The organism is Pseudomonas cavernae, from assembly GCF_003595175.1.
Classification (GTDB): Bacteria; Pseudomonadota; Gammaproteobacteria; order Pseudomonadales; family Pseudomonadaceae; genus Aquipseudomonas; species Aquipseudomonas cavernae.
Window position 1 is genome coordinate 1,070,717 of record NZ_CP032419.1, and the last position, 16,537, is coordinate 1,087,253.

The window sequence follows — 16,537 nt, forward strand, 5'->3', positions numbered from 1 at the left end:
GGCACCATCGCCCCTGTGCGGCCGGGCAGGCTCAGTTGGCGGCGGCCAGGGCCTGCGGCTCGAACTCGACGCGGGTTTGGTGCAGCAACTCGAGGTTGTTGTGCTGCCAGGGGTGGAAGTCGGCCTTGAAGAAGTCCAGATAGGGCCTGACCAGCTGGCGGAAGATGCCGTCCTTGCCCCAAGTCCACTTCAGACCATCGCGCCAGACCCGCCAGTTCCACAGCAGACCGTCGCGTTGGAGCATGTGGATCAGGCCGCGGCTGGTGTCGAGCATGAAGAAGAAGGTGCCCATCAGCATCGCCCGGCGCAGCAGCTTGCGGTTGCCGCACACCTGGTTGTAGACGTCGAAGGCCACCGCCTTGTGCTCGGTTTCCTCCAGTGCGTGCCAGCGCCACAGGCGCTGCAGGACCGGGTGGGCACCCTGCAGGTGTTCCGGGTTCTGCAGCAGGCCGTCGGCCATGATCGCGGTGATGTGCTCCAGCGCCGCGGTGGCCGCCAGTTGGCGCTTGGCCGAGAACTTCTTCTGCGTGTAGCGGATGCGCACCTGGGCGCGGCGCTCCAGGCGGGTGATGTCGTAGCCGAGGTCACGCAGGCGGTTGCTGTATTCCAGGTGTTCGCGGCTGTGGTGGCCTTCCTGGCCGATGAAGCCGCGGATCTGCTCCTTCAGCACCGGGTCGTCGATCTGGTCGCGGAACTGGCGCACCGAGTCGATGAAGAAGCGCTCGCCATCGGGGAACATCACCGACATGGCGTCGAACAGGTGCGACTTGAACGCGTCGCCGCCGTGCCAGTGGCGCGGCAGCGGATTGGGCAGATCGAAGTCCATGTGCCGTGGACGGATGACCAAACCTGCGGGGGTGGTGCTAGCCATGTGGACTCCCTGAGTCGCTGTTGATCCATGGCTGCACTATGGGGCGGGGCCGGCGAGCGGCAAAGGTTATGACCAGCCAATCTGCGAGTCATTTATGGCCACCGGCAGGCGGTTCGATTTTCGCTATGTGTAGGGTGGGTTAGCCGCAGGCGTAACCCACCGACCGGCCATCAGGCCGGCAATGGCGACGCTCTGTGGCATCGATGGTGGGTTACGCCGCTGCGCGGCTAACCCACCCTTGTATCTCGACTATCGTCCCGTGAGGGGGATAGTCCCCGACTGATCATCGGGGGAGGGCCTGGAAGTCGTACCCACCCTAAGGCCTCGAGCCAGCTTTGTAGATAGTGCTCCAGCCCTCCACACTCACTCGAACAGTCCGAACGGTATCTAGGGCCCACGACAGGTGAGAGCTCGCATTCACAAGGTAGGGCCGGGTGCAGTGATGATCATCCTGAATGGATTAGCTGAGGAGTCTTCATGTCCAGCATCGTCGGCATCGACATCGCCAAGCACAGTTTCGACATCGCCACCCTGCAAACCAACGGTAAGTACCGCACTAAGGCCAAGTTGGCCAACAGCGCCGCCGGTTTCCAGGTACTCCAGGAGTGGCTGCAGCAGTACGCCGAGCCGGGTGCCTGGCTCGTGATGGAGGCCACCGGCACCTATCACGAGGCGCTGGCCGAGCACCTGCACGGCCTGGGCTACCGGGTCTGTGTGATGAATCCCGCGCAGCTTGCCAGCTACGCCCGGAGCCAGCTGCAGCGGGTCAAGACGGACCAGGTCGACGCCAAGCTGATGGCCAGCTACGGCCAGCGGCACGTGGATGAGTTACGCGCCTGGCAGCCCGAGCCACCGGCGATACGCCGCCTGCGCGCGTTGGTGCGGCGTCTGCAGGACCTCAAGGAGATCGAGCAGATGGAGCGCAATCGCCTGGATGTCGCCGATGCCAGCGTGCAGGATTCGATCCGTTCGGTGCTGGAGCATGTCGAGCAGCAGATTGCCGAGACCCTGAAGGCGATTCGGGACCACCTCGACGACGACCCGGACCTGTGCAGTAAGCGCGATCTGCTGGTCAGCATCGATGGCATCGGCGAGCAGACGGCCGCCTTGCTCCTGGCGGAGCTGGGCGATCCGCTGCAGTTCAAGAATGCCCGGGCAATTACCGCGTTCGCCGGGCTGAACCCGAAGCTGCAGGAGTCGGGCCAGCACAAGGGCCGCGTGCGCATCTCCCGCGTGGGCTCGGCTCGTCTGCGCACCGGCCTGTACATGCCGGCGGTCGTCTCGCTGAGCCACAATCCGGCCATCAAAGCCCTGGCACAGCGCCTGCGAGCCCGCGGCAAGGCCGGCAAGCAGATCGTCTGCGCGGCGATGCGCAAACTGCTGCACATCGCCTATGGCGTACTCAAGTCGGGCCAACCCTTTGATGCTCGCCTGGCCCTTGCCCACTGAGTGACAAGACGGTATCTACGAAAACGCCGAGCTGCTGTATGCGGGGCTCTTTGCCGCCTGGCAGCCGGCAGGCCAGGGCGGGATGGTGCGATCAGGCCAGCTCCGGCCGCTCATCGAACTCGCGGCGGTACTGCTCGACCAGCTGCAGGTTGTCGTGCTGCCAGGGGTGGAAGTCGCCGCGGTAAAAGTCCAGGTAGACCCCGACCAGCTCGCGGTAGATGCCGTGCTTGCCCCACAGCCAGTTCAGGCCGTCGCGCCAGACCCGCCAGTTCCACAGCAGGCCGTCGCGCTTGAGCATGTGGATCAGGCCCTTGAGGGTGTCGACGGTGAAGAAGAAGGTGCTCTGCAGCATCGCCCGCCGGCGCAGCCAGGGGTCGGCGCAGACCGCCTGGTAGACATCGAAGGCCACCGCCTTGTGTTCGCTTTCCTCCAGCGCATGCCAGCGCCACAGGCGCGCCACCGCCGGGTCGGCCCCCGCCGGGTCGGCCCCCGCCGGGTCGGCCCCCGCCAGCCAGCGCGGGTTGCGCAGCACCGCGTCGGCCATGATCGCCGTCAGGTGCTCCACCGAACAGGTGGCGGCCAGCTGCAGCCTGGCCGGCAGGTGCTTGCGGATGAAACCGAGGCGGCGCTGCAGGCCGCGCTCCAGGTAGTCGACGTCGTAGCCGAGCGCGCGCAGACGCTCGCTGTACTGCGCGTGTTCGCGGCTGTGATGGCCTTCCTGGCCGATGAAGCCGCGGATCTGCTGCTGTAGCAGCGGATCGTCGATCTGTGCGCGGAACAGTCGCACCGAGTCGATGAAGAAGCGCTTGCCGTCGGGAAACAGCACCGACATGGCGTCGAACAGGTGGGTCTTGAAGGCATTGCCGCTGTGCCAGTGGCGCGGCATCGGCTGCGTCAGGCCGAAATCCGGCTGGCGAGGGCGAATTTCCAAACCTTTAGGTGTGGGACTGGCCATGCGGACTTCCTCAGTATTCTGGGACGCTGGTCCGACTATGGGCTTGTCGGCATCGGTCGACAAGGCGATAGCGGCCAATCGGCGTGGCAGATCCGGCCATTTGTCCTGCATTTATAAGAGCCGACCATGAAACAGCCGCTCAACTTCAGCGCCGAACTGGTACCCCTGGCCTATGTCGAGGCCCTGCTGCAACTGGCCGGGGAGTGGGGCATCGCCCGCGCCGAACTGCTCGCCGCCGCACGCCTGAAGCCCGAGGTGCTGGGCAACCCGAACGGGCGCCTGTCGTTCATCGACTTCAACCTGCTGGTCAGCGCGGTGATGCTGCGCAGCGACGAGCCGGCCCTGGGCCTGGTGCTCGGCCAGCGCCTGAACGTCTCGACCCACGGCATCCTCGGCTATGCGGTGCTGTCCAGCGCCAACCTCGGCAAGGCCATCCAGTTCGCCCTCAAATACTACCGGGTGCTTGGCCTGACCTTCGAGCTGGAGATGGTCGAGGACGGCGACTGTGTCGAGCTGCGCGCCAGCGAGTCGATGCCGCTGGGCGCGCTCAACCGCTTCGCCGCCGAGAGCCTGCTGACCAGCCTGTACACCATCGCGCGCTTCCTGGTCGGCGGCGAGCTGCAGGGTGTGCAGGTCGGTTTCGCCTATCCGCCACCGTCCTATGCGCCGCGCTACCAGGCGGTATTCGCCGCGCCGGTGGCCTTCGAGCAGCCCTACCACCGCCTGAGCCTGCCGCGCGCCTATCTGCAGCGGCCGATGGCGCTGGCCAACCCGGCCACGGTGCAGATGTGCGAGCAGCAGTGCGAGGCGCTGCTGGCCAGCCTGGATGTGCAGGACGCCCTGCTCACCCGCGTGCGCCGCCTGCTGCTGGCCCGCCCCGGCGACTTCCCCGACCTCGACAGCGCCGCCCGCGCGCTGCACACCAGCGGCCGCAGCCTGCGCCGGCATCTGGCGGACATGGGCACTAGCTACCAGCAGGTGCTCGACGACGTGCGCAAGCGCTTGGCGCTGGAGTACCTCGGCACCACCCACCTGCCGCTGTTCGAGATCGCCAGCCTGCTCGGCTTCAGCGACCCCTCGAACTTCCGCCGGGCGTTCAAGAAATGGACGGGCAAGTTGCCGAGCGACTATCGGGCCGAGGCCTGATCAGCTCCGCGAGTGCTCTGGATTATTCCCCTGCGGGCCGGCGCGGGAATGACGAGCTGAGGGAAGGCTCTCCGCCCCCACCGTCGTCCCCGCGAAGGCGGGGACCCTGTAGCCCGGAGGCAATCCGGGAGGCGGGACTGTGTGTTTCCCCGGATTACCTCCGGCTACGCACTGTAGGCTATTCCGCCGCCGTTTCGCACAGCGCACACAGTAGGCGTGCATCGAGCAGGGCGTGATGCGGCACCGCGTCGGCCGGCAGCGCCGCGAGCGGGTCGTCGACCTGCCGGCAGCCCGTGACGTTGGCCGGCAGGCCCGCCGGGCCCAGCAGTTCGAGCAACAGCGGCCAATCCCAGGCGAGTGCGTCGCCGACGATTTCCACCTCGCCCAGCCCCGCGAGAAAACCGTGCAGCGCCTGGCAGGCTGCGCGGCTGGGCATGCCGTAGCGCTGGCCATCCAGTTGCGGCAAGACGATGTCCCTGACGAAGTCGGAGCAGTCGTCCTCGTGCCAGGTGTCAGTCAGCTCAACGTAGAACTCGGCGCCGGCCGAGTCGACCAGGGCCAGGGAGATCAACTGCCGGGCCGGGCTCAGCTGAGTGAACTCGGTGTCGATATAGATCGCGCGCATGGGGCGCTCCCGTTTAGCCCAGGCCTTGGTTGCGGCCTGAGTGTTGAAAGTCCGGGGCCGATGGGGCCAAGCTTTACCCCCGATTTTAACCCGCCACAGCTGTAGGCCTGTCGTCCTGCTTGTCGCCATCGTCAAGCGCAGTGCGGCAAAATGTGCCATTCATCTGCAAGGAATCCCCATGGACGCCGCAAAACCCGCGCTAATTCGCGAAACTTTCCCGGTCGGCCCGCTGCAGTGCAACTGCATTCATGGATAAGTTTTTAGGTAGCTGATTTTAAAGGGATTTTGTTGTTTTTATATTTAGAATCAACAGGTTGTGTTGTTGCAGTGTGATGCAATAACACGCGCTTTTTTGCAGTGTTTGGCGCATTGGGTGTGCCAGTTTTGTGCCAAAGAGAAGGAGTGATTCTTCCCCCCTGAGAAGCGATACCTCACGTCCTTTGCCTGGTTGTTGCTAGATACAGAAGGCCTGCCTGGTAGTCAGCGGTTCTTCCCCGCTTCATGCAGATTTCATCTGTGGCACGCCTGCCTCCCCTATGAACTGGCTAGCACTGTCAATTGGTAAGAAATCCCCGCAAACCGTACCGTGAGTCCTGTAGCGCGTTGCATGAATCTGGCGGCATTCGCAAACCAATGCAGCCAAGAGCACGAATCGTGATCTGGCTGATACGAGTGCCAGGCCATGCAAGCTCTGCTTACCGTCGATCAGCTTTCCCTCTATCTGCAAAAGTCAGTAGCGAGCATCCGTAGTGACGTTACGCGCAATCCCTTAGCTCTTCCTCCGATTTGCCGGCTGCCGGGCACTAAAAGGTTGCTGTGGCGGGTGGAGGATGTGGAGAAGTGGCTGGCAGAGCATGTAGTCATCGCGGACGTAACTGTTCCTTCTACCGCTTCGGAGTCTGTTAGACGGGGACGCCCAACCAAGGCAGAGCAGGTTAGCCGTCAGCGGCGTGTGGTTCGATGAACCAAGAGCGTTCTGCTGTTCCGGTTTCGCTTGCAGCTCGCCTGGAGTGCATCCGGAGATCTGCGCCGGTTAAGGAGCGGGTTCAGCCCGCTCCTCGTCGACTGTTCTTGCCAGGCCTCCATGAATTTTACCGGGCAATGCCTAACCATATTGCACGCTCCAGTTTGTTTGCCCCTGTGGCGCGGGGAGCGAAGCAGATGCACAAGGCGACCGTGCTGGTCAGTCGAAAGGATGCAGTCCTAACTTACTGGGGCGAGCAGTTGGATGAGACTCAGGCTGATGTTTGGATGCAGTTGATGTACGAGGCCATAAAGGCTCCGCTGGGGGAGCCAGTGCCTATCAATCGTGCCAAGTTGCTGAAAGCAATCGGTAGGAAAACCGGAAATTACGAGTATCAATGGCTGCACCGAACGATGAAGGCTTTGACCTTTGCGATGCTTGTTGTCGAGACGACCAAGCAAGGCAAACCCAAGCTTGATGTCGGTAAAGCCGAGTCTCTGCACATGCTCGACAAGTTCGCTTATGACCCCGCGCGTGAGTGCTACACGATCTCTATCGACCCGAGGTGGCAGCTCCTTTATGGAAACAGCGAATATGCGTTGATCGACTGGGAGAAGCGATTGCGGATTCGCAAGGGGCAGGACATCGCCAAGGCTTTGCAGCGATTGGTGTGTACCTCTGATGAATCTGTGCAGCGCTTTCGATTGAGCTGGCTGAAGGAGCGTTTGCAGTATTTCAGCCCGATGTGCAAGTTCAGAATGTCACTCAAGGCTGCCATGCAAGAGCTGGAGCGCGTTGAGATCATTGCTGCTGCGCGCATCGAGATGAGTTCCAAGGGGGAAGAGCAGGTTGTGTGGGTGCGGCTGTAGCGCAGCGCAGCCATCGGGGTTGCATTCCACCAGCATCGGGGTTGGATTCCACCAGCATCGGGGTTGGATTCCATTTTAATCGGGGTTGCGTTCCACCGGCATCGGGGTTGCATTCGTTCCCTTGCACTGTAAGCCCCGGCTGGCGTGGGTTGTAGAGGTGATAAATGCTCTCTACCTTTCTTCTACCCTATATCTACCAATCAAGCCTGTGGATAACTTTTTCTCCGAGCAGGTGGTCCTCCGGGTATTAGCTGCATTCGCTCATGGCTACAGGCGCGCGAACTCTAGCGAAGTGACCCAGGCGGGCTTAAGAGCAATCCGCGCTCTCTCTATCTCGATGATCTCTTGTCTCACGGCTTCAAATACCCCAAGTGCAGTAAGCCTACTCTTTGCTTCGGTCGTTTCTAAGTTTTTAAGGGTTTGTTCATATGCATTGTGGGCTCTTGAAAAACCATTTCCGTCCGAGAATCTTGAATAAGGATCTGTGATTGACAAAAACCTATATATTGAAAGTGACGAAAGCAGGGAGCTTTCTCCATGGACGAGGATTGTCATAAAAAATTTGTTTATTGCATTTTCTATAGAGTCTTTTTCTGAAATTTTGCATGTATTTTTGATGTTTTCTGATAGATTTTGGGTGTCTCCCCATAGGGCAGTCCATAGTCCTTCTGGTCCACTCCAGTACTTATTTTCGATATTGCCAAAAATTTGGTCAAGCATTTTTAGTATCTGATCAGGATGGCGGCTGACATTGCCTTTGAAGTACTTGTAAAGCCGGTTGGAGTCAACTAAGTCTGGCCAGCTAAGATTTGAGGCATTCTCTTGAATCCATATACTGAATTGGTGAGGGTTTTTAGCTCTAACCTCAATTCTTAGTGTGTTCATGAGTGCGATTGTTCGCAGTTTTATTTGGATTTTTCTGTTTGTTGGTGCTGGCATATGGCGGGTCGTAATGCGTTGGTTGGTAGTCAATATATTCATCGGCTGTTGCGTTGGTCAACAGTGCTTTGCGTTGTGTTGCACGAAACGAATTTGATACGTGCCTAGTTGCAAGCAAGTGACGTGAGAGTGACGTATAAGTGCGCAGGGATGACGTAAAAATGCATGTTAATTGCAGGAGAATGACAAGGCCTCTTGCGATTGTCGTCTTAGAATTAAGGGCAGGATGTGTGAGGTAGGCCTACCGTCTACTTCACCACCTGCTTTATTCGCCTATGGCTCAACAGGATTTTCGCGGTGCGAAATATGGAGGGAGAAAACGTTGTCCAGTCAGAAGCTACGGCCGTTTGACGTGGTCGCCCACATTGAGGATGAGGAGACTATTCGGGCCTACCTGCAGGCCGCTCTTGATGATCCTACGCCAGGGACTCTATGGCTTGCCCTGGACAACGTGGCTAAGGCGCGGGAGAGGATTTCGGCCAATAAACAGGTTCGCGATTAGCAAACCTATCTAGGCTACCTTTTGGCTCAGGCTACAGACCATGCTCAAGTTTGACTGCCCAAGTGGCTGCAGGGGGCAAAGCGTCCAATGACCTTGATTGAGGGCTTGGATTGCGTTCAGCACCGCTGGTGGGATTTCTGCTGGGTTACGCTGGCACTGCTTCTTTTTGTTGATGTTAGACAGTCATATGCGTAATTGCATTTACTTGGCCGCTTAGTTGCACTCGTGCTTACCACCACTTGCATCCGACTTGACCAGTAGAAGGTGGAGACGCGATGGGCAGAGATCGACCCATTGCGGACCTCGCACTGCTTGCGGCTATGTAGGTAGGCAGGGTTCTTGCCGGGCATTACAGTGTTAGTCGTTTTCTCAGCAAAAGGGATTTGCGACTGAATGAAGCGCGTAGCTATGCGACTGTGGTACTACCGCCTCACGCCGCTGCTGGCATTCGGCGCGGTCTGTTTGCTTATGATATTCAGCCTGGTTCACCAGCTTCAGCAATGGAGAGCGCTCCTGACTGAGCAACCTCAAACCGTCGCAACGTCGCCCGCTCCTAGCCGTGGTGCCGTTGACCTGGTGCAGCTCAGTGGACTGTTCGGGACTGCCGCCGCACCTAATGCTCCGCCCCGTAGTACCAGCTTGCCTTTGACGCTCATGGGAAGTTTTGTGAGTGCCCAAGGAGACCGCTCTACTGCACTGATCAAGGTGTCCGGCAAGCCATCGCAACGCGTTCTCGTGGGGCAAGAGGTGATGCCGGGGATCCGCCTTGAGAGCGTTCATCCCCAACATGCGGTCATTCTGCGTGAAGGCGTCACGGAGCTATTGCTCTTTCCCCGAGCGAAGGAAGCGCGTCTGAGTCTTCGTGGCGGAGATCAAGCCGCGTATCCGGCGTTCAGCACTGCACAGCTGGGCAAGCTACCCGCAGTGCAGATGGCTAAGCAGGCCCGGCGCAGATTCGAGCTCCTGCTGCAAGGTATGAACTCCGAGCAATAACGACTTGCCAGGTGTGTGGCGCGAAACATTTTGCGAGGTAGTTGGCATTCCCAGGTGGAAGGACTGCAAATCGCTATCTAGCCTCTCAGCACACCACATCCACGGCAGGATATTGAACATGGACCGTTCCCCTCGCGGGCTATTGCTCGGTTTGGCATTCTTCGCTTGCACACTCACCCACCCTTCCAGCTTCGCCGCTTCCAACTGCACGACCGGCGGTGTGAGCTTCTTCGGTACTGAAGTCTATGCCGCTCCTCAAACGCCGAATGGTTTGGGCGAGTACCTGTACAACATCGCGGGTTTGCAATGCTCTGGAGGTGTTGTAATCAAGTGGACCGAGACCAGCGCTTGGTACACGCCCGATCAGATGCTCGATACCCTCAAGTCGAGCAATCCAAATCTGAAGCGCGCGTTCTCCAATACGTGCAAAACCCACGCAGTGTTGCTGCATGACAACTTCACCGGCTCGGTCGATGGAGTCGCAGCCAGCAGCTATGCGGTTGCCAAGCAAACGCACTTCGATGTGTTTGCAGGCCCCGTGTTCTATCCTCGCCCGGCTGAGCTGCTCTGCCCAGAGACCGCCGGCTTGGGGGCGCCTGATTTACCGGGTACCTGCCCCGTCCAGTCTGCCGAACCAGCGTTAGCCAGCCCCGGCGCACCCAGCCTCAGCAAAGCCGATCCGGTCAATGTGTCGAACGGCAACAGCTACCAAGTCGAGATGGACTACCCGGGCCAGCCGGGCTCGCAGATGAACTTCGCCCGGTACTACAACAGCCGGACCGCGAACTGGACTCACACGTACTCGGCCAAGCTGAAGATTGCACCCACCAAGGTGATGCTGATCAACACCGATGGTCGCGAAAGCCTCTTCACTCGCAGTGGCAGTGTGGTCACCGCCTCCCCGAAAGAACTGGGCGTGCTCGAGCAGACAGCTTCCGGCTGGCGTTACGACAACACCTACAACGAGCACCTGCACTTCAACACCTCCGGGCAGCTGACTCGTATCGACCGCGCCAATGGCTCTTACGAGACCCTGACCTACGGCACGAACAACATCGTGATCACCGACTCGCTCGCCCGCACCATGACGCTCACCTTCAATACGGCGAAGCGCCTGACCGGGTTGACGGCAGGCTCGCTCTCGGTGGCATACACCTACAGCACTGCTGGACGGGTGACCACGGTAACCCGCACTCAGGGCGGGCAGAGCAAGTCCCGCACCTACCACTATGAAGACACGCGAGAAGGCGGCTGGCTCACCGGCATTACCGATGAACGCAATATCCGCTATGTCACTTGGGCCTACGACGCTCAAGGGCGGGTGATCCGCAACGAGTTGAACGGCGTTCAGAACAAGTACCTGTTCGCCTACAACGGCAACGGCTCGACAACGGTCACCAACCCCCTGAACAAGCAGGCTACCTATACCTTCCAGGCTGTTGCGGGTGCCCAGCGCATCACCTCGTTGGCGGGCGCTGCTTCGGCCAACTGCCCGAGCAGTAATTCCACGTTCACGTACAACACCCGCGGCTTGATCGCGACCCGTACGGACAACAAGGGCTACGTCACTACCTATACCTACGACGCTCGTGGTTTGGAGAACTCACGGACCGAAGCATCTGGGACGCCGCAGGCCCGCACCATTACCACCGAATGGCATACGACTTTCTATAAGCCAGTGACGATTACCGAGCCGGAACGTGTTCTGCACTTCGAATACGACACCCAAGGAAACGTGCTCAGCCAAACCATCACTGCGCTCTGATCAGAAGGAACTGAATCATGAAGATCGTGCATCGCACTAACTTGCTCGGTGTGGCTCTGGCAGCAGCGTTGGGCCTTTCCACAGCCCAAGCCACAGACCGCAGTTGGAATTACACCTACAACAGCCTTGGCCTGGTCGAAACTGCCGATGGCCCGCGCACTGACGTCAACGACGTCACCACGTACGCGTATGACGCCCAGGGCCGCTTGACCCAGGTGACCAACGCGCTAGGCCACATCACTCAACTGTCGAGCTTCAACAGTTATGGCAGTCCGCAAACGGTGGTCGATGCAAACAACGTCACCTCCACGCTGACCTATACCCCACAGGGGTGGTTGGCTTCAGTCAGTTCCGGCGGCAGCACCACCAGTTTCGAGCATGACGCCATTGGCCAGATCACCAAGGTCACCCGCGGCGACGGCAGCTTCCTGCAGTACACGTGGAACGGTGCCCGTCGGTTGACCGCCATTACCAATAACTTGGGTGAGAAGATCGAGTACGACTACGACCTTATGGGCAACCGTACGGCCCAACGGCTGAAGAATGCTTCCAGCACCCTCACTCAGCAGCAGACTTGGGCCTACGACGAACTCGGTCGCCTACTCCGATCGATTGGAGCGCAGAGTCAGACTCAACAGTTTGGCTACGACCTCAATGACAACCCCATTCTCAGCACCACGCCCAAGCTGCATAGCACCACCAGCAGCTATGACGCGCTCAATCGCCTGGTATCCAACACCGATCCCCTCAATGGGGTCACAGCCCTGGGCTATGACGGTCAGGACAACCTGACTCAGGTTACCGACCCTCGCGGTGTGGTGACCCAGTATCAGTACGACGGCTTGGGCAACCTGACCCAACTGATCAGCCCGGACAGCGGAACCACCACCTACACACACGACGCCGCCGGCAATGTGATCAGTAGGACCGATGCTCGTGGGGTGGTCACAACCTACAGCTACGATGCGCTCAACCGTCTAACGGGTCGTCAGTACCCCGCGACTCCGGCGCTCAACGTGCAGTACCACTACGACATGACGGCTGGCGGCAACCACGGCGTTGGGCGCCTGACCGCCGTGCAGGACGCTAGCGGCGTGCTGGGTTACCACTACGATGCCCGCGGTAATTTGGTGGAGCAGATCCGTTCGATGGATGTGGCGGGCAACCCTGCCTACGACAGCCTGGAATATGCCTATGACGGTGCAAATCAACTGACCAGCATCGCTTATCCGGCGGGTTTTGCGGTGGAGTACCAGCGCAACAGCGCTGGCCAGGTCAGCGAAGTGGACATTGTTGTTAACGGCCAGACTCCCTCCGCCTTTGCCACCGGCATCAGCTATCTGCCGTTCGGTCCACTGAACGGCCTGACCTGGGCCAATGGTCTGACCCTCTCGCGGAGCTACGACCAGGACTACCGGCTCACCCAGCAGAGCGTCGGCCCATGGCAAGCCACGTATGGTTACGACGCCAACAGCAACATCGAGAGTCTGCAAAGCGGGCTGTTCGGTGACCTACTGTACGGTTACGACGCGCTGGACCGGCTAACCAGCGAGGAGCACGCCACCGAGCGGAAAGGCTACGGCTACGACGCGGTTGGCAATCGGACATCCAAGACTGTCACCGTTCTAGACAACGGTGTGCCGCAGAGCAGCACCACCAGCACGTTGAGCTATGCCTCCACTAGCAATCGGCTGACTCAGATCGATAGCCAGGCAGTGACCAGCGACGCAACGGGTAATCTCACTCAGGACCGCGCCAACCGCGAACTGGAGTACGACGCTCAAGGGCGTTTGGCCAAGGTCAAGATCAGTGGCGGTGTCGTCGCCGAGTACCGCTACAACGCTCTCGGTCAGCGCACCCACAAAATCACCGGCTCGACGATTACCACCTTTCTCTACGGTCCGAATGGACAACTGCTCGGCGAAACCAGTTACAGCACTGCAGGCGCCAAGCTCGGTAGCCAGTACTACTTGTGGCTGGATAGTCTGCCCATTGGGGGGCTGACCCTGACCTACGATGCCAATGGTGCCGTCACCGCTAGCACTGCTTTCTATCTGCACGCCGACCACCTCAATACCCCACGCCTGGCGACCAACCAGGCTGGCCAGGAAGTCTGGCGCTGGAAATCCGATGCTTTCGGAAATGATGCAACAACGGGCTCGCTGAGCATCAATCTCCGTTTCCCAGGGCAGTACTTCGACAGCGAAAGTGGGCTGTCTTACAACTACTTCCGCGATTACGACCCGCAGACCGGGCGCTATGTCGAGAGTGATCCGATTGGGTTGAATGGGGGGCTGAATACCTATGGGTATGTGGAGGGGAATCCGTTTAAGTTTACTGACCAGTACGGTTTAGCCGCCGAAGGGGCTGTTGCTGGAGGAGTTCTTGGCGGGGCCACAGGAGCATTGGTCTGCGGTGCGGCAGCAGGCGCGCTTTGCTCCCCAGCAGGTCCTGGCGCACTAGCTTGTGCCGCTCCGGCGGCAGCCGAATGTGGTGCGTGGGGTGCTGCGGGAGGTGCCGCAGCTGGCAGTCTGATTCAAGACACATACAACATGTGTCGAAACCTATTTAATGAATCATCTGATGATAACAGTGGTGCAGATACAGCTCCTGATGCACCGTACCCAGAGAACCCTGATAACTCTCGTGATAAATTCCGCCCTGTAAAAGGTACTGGAGCCAAGGTCAATTCTGATGATGGCTCTGTCTGGGAGCGTGACACATCTAGTCATGGAGGGGATCAATGGAAACGGTGGCCCGACAAAAAATCGTGGGAGAAAGGGAAAACACCAAATAGTGTTTGGCCGGACGGCAGAGTGAGAAAGTAATATGCATAATACGACGCCATACTCCTTTGACATACTATTCAAGCGAGCTATCAAAGAGTGGCCAATTGAGGTTGATCTAAAGATCACTCCCCCTGGTCTTATTAGCACACCTCTTTATAGTGTCGAAGGTTTAGGAAAGCTAGCTGATGATTTGGGGGAGAGACATATAGGCTCCCAAGAGGAAGTGCTCATGCGCAACCTGCATGACGCTATATGCTCAGTTCTGCATCAAATAGCTCTCTTTTCAACGAGAGTCAGAGTTCAGGACTTAAGGCAGGAGACCGTCAAGTCAAAGCTCGGGGTTTCATTGAAAGAGGCGCTGAACAATCAAGATTTAGGCTGGGACGAGCAAGATCTGAAATTGATATCAGATTACTTAAGATTCGAAGGTGAAAGTCCGTAGCCTTGTAGAGCGGGTCACCTGACCCGCGTGTAACAGACCGCTACGGCTTACCTTCTAGCCGTAGCGCGCCATCCCAAATCCCCGATGTGTCCCTCCGGGCTCCAATTGTCTTACCTGCAGAGTGGCGGCGTCTCGCGCCCTGGCGTCGTGGAGTCTGCTCAATCCTGAAGACTCACTCACGCTAGCCGTATCAACTTATGCAGCAGGGTGTTCAGGCTTTTTCGGTTTTAAGTATCACGTTCCGCCAGCAGGGTGTTCAGGTTGGGGCAGCGCCTACACCTGTGGGGGCCGGAAGATTTAATACGGCCTGCTGGTTAGGGTTGATACCCTGTGCCGGAAAGAACTGAACGCCTTGCTGGTCATCGCCCCCTTGCGGTGAGCAAACCTTTCGCGCCATTAAGTAAGTTTTTTTGCAAGGTCTTCGGTTCGGGGGTGGTAGTAGCGCATTAGCATTCGTGTGTCCTGGTGACCGGTAATCTTGGTTAGCTCGTGCAGCGGGAAAATTTCGGCCAGGCGCGAGGTGGCTTCATGGCGTAGGTCATGGAAGCGCAGATCCATCAGAAACGGGTCGTCGCTGATGCGCTTGTCGATCTTATCCTGAGAGAGCTTCTTCTGTTTGAGGTGGAGGCTTAGCCCTATTGTGTATGTGCTACGTGCATCGGCGATAGCGTCCGCGAATGCCTTGGTGATTGAGTCCGGCCGGCTCTTAAAGCAGCGTCCATCGTCTCGTTCGGTGAGACTTTCCAGTATCTCCACTGCCTTGCTGGAAAGGGGCACGCCACGGGCAGAGCCGTTCTTGGTTACGGGAAGTAGGGCGACCCGCTTGTCCAGGTTTACGTTGGTGCGAAGCAGGCCAGTTATTTCGCTACGGCGCATCGCCGATTCCACGGCGAAGGCGACAATCTTTGGCAGCTCGGCCGAGCGAGAGTGGCGGCAGATCATTTCCAGCTCGTCCAGGTGCTCGCATACCAGCTTCCCGTCTTTGCGCGTCCACACATCTGCGCTGAGGATTCGCCGTTCGCGGGCATCATCCACGCTCGGTTGGCGGATCAGTTCGACGGGGTTGCTCAGTGATTCCATGCGCCACTCTTTGCGGGCGATAGTGAATACGTGAGAGATCAGGGCCAGCTCGCGGCGCACGGTGGAGGGAGCCATGCCTTCTTCGAGGCGCATGTCACGGTAAGTGGCCATGTCGGAGCCACGAATGCTGGCAAGCGAGCGAAGTGCCAGTGGGTGGCGTTGCATGGCCTGGATGCGCGATAGCTCGGAGGCGCTGCTGCGCTTCTTGCTAGTCACCTCCTTGGCGTACAACTCCAGCGCGCTGGAGAAAGAGGTGGCCTCGGCTTCGTTGCGGCTGACGAATATGCCGGCATCCATTTCGCGCTCGATCATGGTCGCCCAGGTTTTTGCCTCTGCCAGGGTATTGAATGTGCGGGTCTGTTGGGGCCACCCTTTACGTCTGATTTGGGCGTGCCACTGGTAAGGGCCTTTCTTCCTGAACGTCGCCATCTTCAACCGCACTGTGCCAAAATTGTGCCATCAATCCTACAGGAACACCCATGGAAGCCGCAAAGACCGCGCTAATCCGCGAAACATTCTCCGTAGGGCCTTTGCAGTGCAACTGCACCATCATCGGCGACCCTGTGACCAAGCAGGCCATCGTGGTCGATCCGGGCGGCAATCCCGAGCTGATCATGGCGCGCCTGGAGGCGCACGGCCTCAAGGTGGTGAGCATCATCCACACCCATGCGCATCTCGATCACTTCCTCGCCTCCGGGCAGATGAAGGAGCAGACCGGCGCGACCCTGCACCTGCACCAGGGCGACCAGTTCCTCTGGGACAACCTGGAGATGCAGTGCAACATGTTCGGCGTGCCCTACAGCCCGGTGCCGGCGCCGGACCAGTGGCTCAAGGACGACGAAGAGCTGGCCTGCGGCTGCGGCGTGGCGCTGCACACCCCCGGGCACACGCCGGGCTCGATGAGCTTCTGGTTCCCCGCGGCCAAGCTGCTGATCGCCGGCGACACCCTGTTCAAGCGCGGCATCGGCCGCACCGACCTGTGGGGCGGCGACTACGCCACCATCGAGCGCTCGATCAAGCAGCGCCTGTACAGCCTCGACGAGGAGGCCACGGTGGTCACCGGTCACGGCCCGGACACCCGCCTCGGCGACGAGATGCGCGAGAATCCCTTTATTCGCGCCTGAGGCGTTGGCCACGGAATTTCTGGC

The 16,537-nt window shown here is 59.3% G+C and carries 12 protein-coding genes and 1 pseudogene; 8 read left to right on the forward strand and 5 right to left on the reverse strand.

Annotated features, from left to right (window positions below):
* Positions 1–31 precede the first annotated feature (31 nt).
* Positions 32–871, reverse strand: a complete 840-nt coding sequence (locus tag D3880_RS04945; protein WP_119892394.1) for a metal-dependent hydrolase — start codon at positions 869–871, stop codon at positions 32–34.
* 477 nt (positions 872–1,348) lie between these two features.
* Between D3880_RS04945 and D3880_RS04950 the strand changes: the two genes are divergently transcribed.
* Complete coding sequence (locus D3880_RS04950; protein WP_119892103.1) at positions 1,349–2,320, forward strand: IS110 family RNA-guided transposase; 972 nt, start codon at positions 1,349–1,351, stop codon at positions 2,318–2,320.
* A 91-nt stretch (positions 2,321–2,411) separates the two neighbouring features.
* On the opposite strand, the gene D3880_RS04955 is transcribed toward D3880_RS04950, so the two are convergent.
* A complete protein-coding gene (locus D3880_RS04955) occupies positions 2,412–3,275 on the reverse strand; it encodes a metal-dependent hydrolase (protein WP_119892395.1) in 864 nt (287 codons plus the stop codon).
* Between the two features lie 126 nt (positions 3,276–3,401).
* Here D3880_RS04955 and D3880_RS04960 point away from each other — a divergent pair, with 126 nt between their 5' ends.
* The gene (locus D3880_RS04960; RefSeq protein ID WP_119892396.1) at positions 3,402–4,421 is read left to right on the forward strand and encodes an AraC family transcriptional regulator; all 1,020 of its coding nucleotides are present in this window, start codon (positions 3,402–3,404) and stop codon (positions 4,419–4,421) included.
* 178 nt (positions 4,422–4,599) lie between these two features.
* Here the strand turns inward: D3880_RS04960 and D3880_RS04965 are convergent, their stop codons facing one another.
* Positions 4,600–5,046 carry a 3'-5' exonuclease family protein gene (locus D3880_RS04965; protein WP_119892397.1) on the reverse strand — a complete coding sequence of 149 codons (447 nt, stop codon included), beginning with the start codon at positions 5,044–5,046 and terminating at the stop codon, positions 4,600–4,602.
* Between the two features lie 178 nt (positions 5,047–5,224).
* On the opposite strand from D3880_RS04965, the pseudogene D3880_RS04970 reads away from it, so the two are divergent.
* Positions 5,225–5,290: pseudogene (locus tag D3880_RS04970) on the forward strand (MBL fold metallo-hydrolase); the annotation flags it as partial.
* An 857-nt stretch (positions 5,291–6,147) separates the two neighbouring features.
* Positions 6,148–6,879: a replication initiation protein gene (locus D3880_RS04980; RefSeq protein WP_238474438.1), complete on the forward strand. Its 732-nt coding sequence runs from the start codon at positions 6,148–6,150 to the stop codon at positions 6,877–6,879.
* Between the two features lie 267 nt (positions 6,880–7,146).
* Here D3880_RS04980 and D3880_RS22630 read toward each other — a convergent pair whose 3' ends face one another.
* A complete protein-coding gene (locus tag D3880_RS22630; RefSeq protein ID WP_162934938.1) occupies positions 7,147–7,860 on the reverse strand; it encodes a hypothetical protein in 714 nt (237 codons plus the stop codon).
* Between the two features lie 853 nt (positions 7,861–8,713).
* Here D3880_RS22630 and D3880_RS04990 point away from each other — a divergent pair.
* From D3880_RS04990 to D3880_RS05000, 3 genes are all read left to right on the forward strand, one after another.
* Positions 8,714–9,313, forward strand: coding sequence for a type II secretion system protein N (locus tag D3880_RS04990; RefSeq protein WP_119892401.1), 600 nt, complete (start codon positions 8,714–8,716; stop codon positions 9,311–9,313).
* A gap of 118 nt (positions 9,314–9,431) precedes the next feature.
* Positions 9,432–11,078, forward strand: coding sequence for a DUF6531 domain-containing protein (locus D3880_RS04995; protein ID WP_119892402.1), 1,647 nt, complete (start codon positions 9,432–9,434; stop codon positions 11,076–11,078).
* A gap of 17 nt (positions 11,079–11,095) precedes the next feature.
* Entirely contained in the window at positions 11,096–13,906 is a 2,811-nt protein-coding gene (locus D3880_RS05000; protein ID WP_119892403.1) for an RHS repeat-associated core domain-containing protein, read from the forward strand.
* A gap of 799 nt (positions 13,907–14,705) precedes the next feature.
* Here D3880_RS05000 and D3880_RS05005 read toward each other — a convergent pair.
* Positions 14,706–15,701, reverse strand: coding sequence for a tyrosine-type recombinase/integrase (locus D3880_RS05005; protein WP_238474404.1), 996 nt, complete (start codon positions 15,699–15,701; stop codon positions 14,706–14,708).
* A gap of 167 nt (positions 15,702–15,868) precedes the next feature.
* On the opposite strand from D3880_RS05005, the gene D3880_RS05010 reads away from it, so the two are divergent.
* Entirely contained in the window at positions 15,869–16,513 is a 645-nt protein-coding gene (locus D3880_RS05010; protein WP_119892405.1) for an MBL fold metallo-hydrolase, read from the forward strand.
* Positions 16,514–16,537: the final 24 nt, after the last annotated feature.